The organism is Brevundimonas sp. AAP58, from assembly GCF_001295975.1.
Lineage (GTDB): Bacteria > Pseudomonadota > Alphaproteobacteria > Caulobacterales > Caulobacteraceae > Brevundimonas.
In genome coordinates this window covers 1-4,971 of the sequence record NZ_LJHU01000132.1, presented here as the reverse complement: position 1 = coordinate 4,971, position 4,971 = coordinate 1, and the positions used below count along the sequence as shown (strand labels likewise).

7 protein-coding genes are annotated in these 4,971 nt (G+C 69.1%); 3 read left to right on the top strand and 4 right to left on the bottom strand.

All coding sequences use genetic code 11. The features are described from left to right. Both ruvC and IP78_RS14595 read right to left on the bottom strand, forming a co-directional pair. Positions 1 to 548: crossover junction endodeoxyribonuclease RuvC (ruvC, locus tag IP78_RS14600; RefSeq protein ID WP_082385193.1), on the bottom strand; the 548-nt coding region annotated here is incomplete at its 3' end. A 58-nt stretch (positions 549 to 606) separates the two neighbouring features. Continuing rightward, the gene (locus IP78_RS14595) at positions 607 to 1,380 is read right to left on the bottom strand and encodes a YebC/PmpR family DNA-binding transcriptional regulator (protein WP_054112388.1); all 774 of its coding nucleotides are present in this window, start codon (positions 1,378 to 1,380) and stop codon (positions 607 to 609) included. A gap of 170 nt (positions 1,381 to 1,550) precedes the next feature. Here IP78_RS14595 and IP78_RS14590 point away from each other — a divergent pair, with 170 nt between their 5' ends. Next, positions 1,551 to 1,736: a hypothetical protein gene (locus IP78_RS14590; RefSeq protein WP_054112387.1), complete on the top strand. Its 186-nt coding sequence runs from the start codon at positions 1,551 to 1,553 to the stop codon at positions 1,734 to 1,736. Here IP78_RS14590 and IP78_RS14585 read toward each other — a convergent pair. Continuing rightward, entirely contained in the window at positions 1,733 to 2,170 is a 438-nt protein-coding gene (locus IP78_RS14585) for a thioesterase family protein (protein ID WP_029417335.1), read from the bottom strand. The genes IP78_RS14590 and IP78_RS14585 overlap by 4 nt on opposite strands. A gap of 221 nt (positions 2,171 to 2,391) precedes the next feature. Between IP78_RS14585 and IP78_RS14580 the strand changes: the two genes are divergently transcribed. Together IP78_RS14580 and IP78_RS14575 are read left to right on the top strand one after the other, a co-directional pair. Then, entirely contained in the window at positions 2,392 to 3,525 is a 1,134-nt protein-coding gene (locus tag IP78_RS14580; protein ID WP_054112386.1) for a zinc-dependent alcohol dehydrogenase family protein, read from the top strand. Positions 3,526 to 3,591: 66 nt separating this feature from the next. After that, positions 3,592 to 4,101 carry a DUF1993 family protein gene (locus IP78_RS14575; RefSeq protein WP_054112385.1) on the top strand — a complete coding sequence of 170 codons (510 nt, stop codon included), beginning with the start codon at positions 3,592 to 3,594 and terminating at the stop codon, positions 4,099 to 4,101. Between the two features lie 6 nt (positions 4,102 to 4,107). Here IP78_RS14575 and IP78_RS14570 read toward each other — a convergent pair. After that, positions 4,108 to 4,971: ribokinase (locus tag IP78_RS14570; protein ID WP_369814708.1), on the bottom strand; the 864-nt coding region annotated here is incomplete at its 5' end.

Below are 4,971 nucleotides of genomic sequence, written 5' to 3'. Positions count from 1 at the left end.
CCCTCCACCGCTTCGCGGTCCCCCTCCCCCGCTTTGCGGTGGAGGATCGCGCGCTTCCTGAGCTGCGCATGGGTGATGGCCACGGCGAGCGCGTCGGCGGCGTCGGCCTTGACCTCGCCGCACGTCGGCAGCAGTCGCTTCACCATGAAGGCGATCTGGGTCTTGTCGGCGTGTCCGGCCCCGACCACCGCCTTCTTGATCAGGTTGGGCGAGTATTCCGCCACCGACAGCCCCGCCCGCGCTGGGGCCAGCATCACCGCCGCCCGCGCCTGGCCCAGCTTCAGCGTGGAGGATGGATTGACGTTGACGAACACCTCCTCGATCGCCGCCTCGTCACAGGCATGGGCGGCGCAGACCTCGCCGACCTTGTCCAGCAGCCACAGCAGGCGCTCCGACAGGGGCAGGGTGTCGGGCGGACTGACAACACCATGGGCGACCCACGCCAGCCGGGAGCCCTCGCTGACCACCACGCCCCAGCCGGTGCGCCTGAGGCCGGGATCGAGGCCCAGGATGCGGGTCGCCCCGTTATGAATCGGTGTGTTCGCCATCCGTTCCAGTCATGCCGCAAACAGGGTTAGCGAACAATGACCGAGGCGGCCTTGACGATCAGCCCGCGTACTTCGCCAGGTCCTCGTCGGAGATGTCCTCGTTGGAGTAGACGTTCTGCACGTCGTCCTCGGCGTCGAGCGCGTCCAGCAGCTTCATCAGCGTGCCGACCGTCTCGCCGGTCACCGGCACCGTCGACTGAGGCTTCCAGACGATGGCGGTCGATTTCGGGTCGCCCAGCACCTTGGACATGGCCTCGGCCACATCGTTCAGGTCCTCGAAGGCGGTCCAGATGGTGTGGCCCGGCGCGTCCTCATAGATGTCGGGCTTGACCAGATCGCTCTCGACGTCCTGGGCGCCCGCCTCGATGGCGGCCTCCATCACAGCGTCCTCGCTACCCGCTTCCGCCGGATAGATGATGCGGCCGACCCGGTCCCACATGAAGGCCACCGAGTTCATCTCGCCCAGCGCCCCGCCGTTCTTGGTGAAGGCGGCGCGGATGTTGGATCCCGCGCGATTGCGGTTGTCGGTCAGGGCCTCGACGATGATGCCGACGCCGCCGGGGCCGCGACCCTCGTAGCGGATCTCCTCCATCGTATCGACGTCGCCGGACGAGGCCTTGTTGATAGCGCGCTGGATGACGTCCTTGGGCAGGCTCTCGGCCTTGGCGTTGTTGACCGCCAGGCGCAGGCGCGGGTTCATGGCCGGGTCGGGCAGGCCGGACTTGGCCGCCACGGTGATGTCGCGTGACAGCTTGGAGAACAGCTTGGACCGGGCCGCGTCGGCGCGACCCTTCTTGTGCATGATGTTCTTGAACTTGGAATGGCCGGCCATGTTTGTCTCGTAAGGGCGCTAACGCTCGCGACGCGGTCGCTCGCTGCTTGAGCGCGATCAGGTCTGGGTGAGCCGCATCTAGCCGAAGGTCGCGAGCCTGTCACGGCGGAGGGGCCGGAACCGCTGCGCTTGACGCGGGTTGATGTCCAGACCCCGACAGGAGCCCTGAGATGAGCACCGCCGACACCTACGAAGACGCCGCCGATGAGGGCGAGGCCGACATCGTCGAATGGTACGAGGCCCGGCCTGTGACCGTATCGACCGCCGTCGCCACCGGCTCCATCGTCGCCGCCTTCGCACTGGGCGTCCTGACGGCCGTCGGCGCGCTGGTGCTGCTTGGCTATATGGACGACTAGGTCGCCAGGCTCGCCAGGAACCCCCGCATGCCGTCGCTCAACGGCACCGGCCGGTTCGTCTCGCGATCTACGTAGACATGGACGAAGAAGCCCACCGCAGCGGCCTCGTCCTCGTTCTTCTTGAACAGGCCGATCTCGTAGCGCACCGATGAGGTGCCGACATGCGCCACCCGCACGCCCGCCTCGATCTCGTCGGGAAACGCAGTCGGGGAGAAGTATCGGCACCCCGTCTCGGCGACCAGGCCGATGACCTTGCCGTGGTGGATGTCCAGCTGCCCCGACACGACCAGCAGCCGGTTCACCGCCGTGTCGAAGAAGGAATAATAGACCACGTTGTTCACATGGCCGTAGACGTCGTTATCCATCCAGCGTGTCGAGATGGCCTGGAAGCGGCGATAGTCGTTGCGGTGCGTGCGTTCGATGGTTCCGGCCATGTTTCCTCGTCATGTTCTTCTCCGGTCACCCCGGCGAGGACCGGGATCCAGATAACAGACCCAGCCGACTCGAACCTCGCATAGCGCGAACCGTCAGCTGTCACGTCCGCGTCTGGACCCCGGGCTTTCGCCTGGGTGCACGGGGCTTATGGACGAAGGCTCGGGCTTGGCCTCCGCGACGTCAAGCGCCTATCGAAGGTCATTCGTTTAACGGGGCCCCCATGTCGCCAGTCACCGCCCGTGCCGCCGTCCTGCGCCAGTCCGGAGCCACCCGGCCCTATGCTGACAGCCGCCCGCTGAGCCTCGAGACCGTCACCCTCGACCCGCCCGGCCCCGGTGAGGTGCTGGTGGCCATCAAGGCCGCGGGTCTCTGCCATTCCGACCTCAGCGTCATCAACGGCGACCGACCGCGACCGCTCCCAATGGCGCTGGGCCATGAGGCCGCCGGTGTGATCGAGGCACTCGGAGACGGCGTGACGGATCTCGCCATCGGGGATCATGTGGCCATGGTCTTTATGCCGTCCTGCGGCCACTGCGCTCCTTGCGCGGAGGGGCGCCCGGCGCTGTGCGAACCCGGCGCGGCGGCCAATGGCCGGGGCGAGCTGTTGTCCGGCGGTCGCCGCATCTTCCACGAGGGCGAGGCTCTGAACCACCACCTCGGCTGCTCCGCCTTCGCCGAGCGGGCGGTGGTGTCGCGCCGGTCGCTGGTGAAGATAGACCCGATCCTGAGCTTCGAAGAGGCCGCCCTGTTCGGCTGCGCGGTCCTGACGGGCGTCGGCGCGGTGGTGAACACCGCCCAGGTGCGCGCGGGCCAGAGCGTGGTCGTGGTTGGCCTCGGGGGCGTGGGCCTCGCCAGCGTCCTCGGCGCGCTGGCCTGCGGGGCCTCGCCCGTGGTCGCCGTCGACCTGTCGGAAGACAAGCTGGCGCTCGCCCGCACCTTAGGTCCCGTCCATACCGTCAACGCCGCTGCCCCCGACGCCATCGATCACGTCCGCGCCCTGACCAATGGCGGCGCCGACGTTGCCGTCGAGATGGCCGGATCGGTCCGAGCTCTGGAAGCCGCCTGGAAAATGACGCGGCGCGGCGGTCTGACCGTCACCGCCGGCCTGCCGCCGCCCGACTCCGCGCTCCCGGTCAACGTCGTCTCCCTGGTGGGCGAGGAGCGCACGCTGAAGGGCTCCTACATCGGGACCTGCGTGCCCAGCCGCGACATCCCCCGCTACGTCGCCCTCTACCGCCAGGGCCGCCTTCCGGTCGACCGGCTGATGAGCGGCATGATCCCGCTCGACGATATCAACGCAGGGTTCGACCGGCTTCATGCGGGGGAGGTCGTGCGGCTGGTCGTCACCTTCTGACGGCAGCTTCGGCTGACAGCGACTGCCCGGCCCGCTAAGCCGGTTGAACCTTCCAGGAGAGCAATCATGGCCACCGAACTCTACGACCTCGGCGTCCCGGCCTTCACCCGGGGCCTGCGCGCGCTCGACGCCCTGCTCGACAAGGCCGTGGCCCACGCCGCCGCGACCGGTCAGGATGCCGAGGCCTGGCTGGACACGCGCCTCGCGCCCGACATGCATCCTCTGCGCAAACAGGTACAGATCGCCTGCGATAGTCCCAAGCTGTGCATCGCCCGACTGTCCGGCGTCGCCGCGCCCGTCCATGACGACAGCGAGGTCACGATCGCCGAGCTGAAGGGTCGCATCGCCCAGACCCTAGCCTACATCGCCTCCGTCCCGCGCGACGCCATCGACGGGCAGGAGGGCAAGGAAGTCGTCGTGACCTTCCCCGGCGGCCAGATGACGTTCGAGGGTCGGCCGTATCTGACCGGTTTCGCCCTGCCGAACTTCTACTTCCACCTGACGACGGCCTACGGCCTGCTGCGTCAGGCCGGGGTCCCCTTGAGCAAGCGGGACTACATGGGTTCGCCCGGCTGAGGCGAGTCAGCCGGTCCCCAGGATCGCCTCGATCTCCGCCCGGCTTGGCAGCGACGGCTGAGCCCCTGGCTTCGTTGCCGCCACCGCCCCCGCCGCGCAGGCGAAGGCCAGCGCCGTCTCGACCGTCATACCCTCGCTCAGGGCCACAACGACCGCGCCGACGAAGGCGTCGCCCGCCCCGGTCGAATCGACCACCGAGACCTTCGGTGGCGTGGCCCGCGCGACCTCCCGGCCCGCCTCGAACATGACGGTGCCCGCCGCGCCGAGCGTCACGATCAGCCGCCCGCCGCCGGCGTGCAGCCGCTCGCCATAGAAGGCCGCCTCACCCTCGTTGACGATCAACAGGTCGGCGCGCGCCAAAAGCGCGTCCGACACCGGAGAGGCGGGGGCCAGGTTCACCGCGACGAACCCCTGCGTCCGCGCCACAGCCGCCTCGACCACCGGGATCGGCAGTTCCAGCTGGAGCACGACCGGGCCCGCGAGGCGCTCCGGCAGATCGGCGACCGTCACCGCGTGGTTTGCCCCCGCCGCGACCACGATCTGGTTCTCGCCCGACGGATCGACCGCGATCAGCGCCACCCCCGTCGGAGCATCGGGATCGACTGCCACGCCCTTGAGTTCGACCCCGCCCAGCCGCAGCAAGGCCAGTGCCTCGTCCGCCATGGCGTCATCGCCGACCCGGCCGAACAGGGCGACCTCGGCCCCCAGCCGCGCCGCCGCGAGCGCCTGATTGGCCCCCTTGCCGCCGGGGTGGCGGGCCAGCGTCGCCCCCGTCACCGTCTCGCCCGCGACGGGCAGACGCGGCGCGGTGGCGACGAGATCCAGATTGATCGAGCCGATGACCGTCAGTCGCGTCACGGCAGGCGCTCC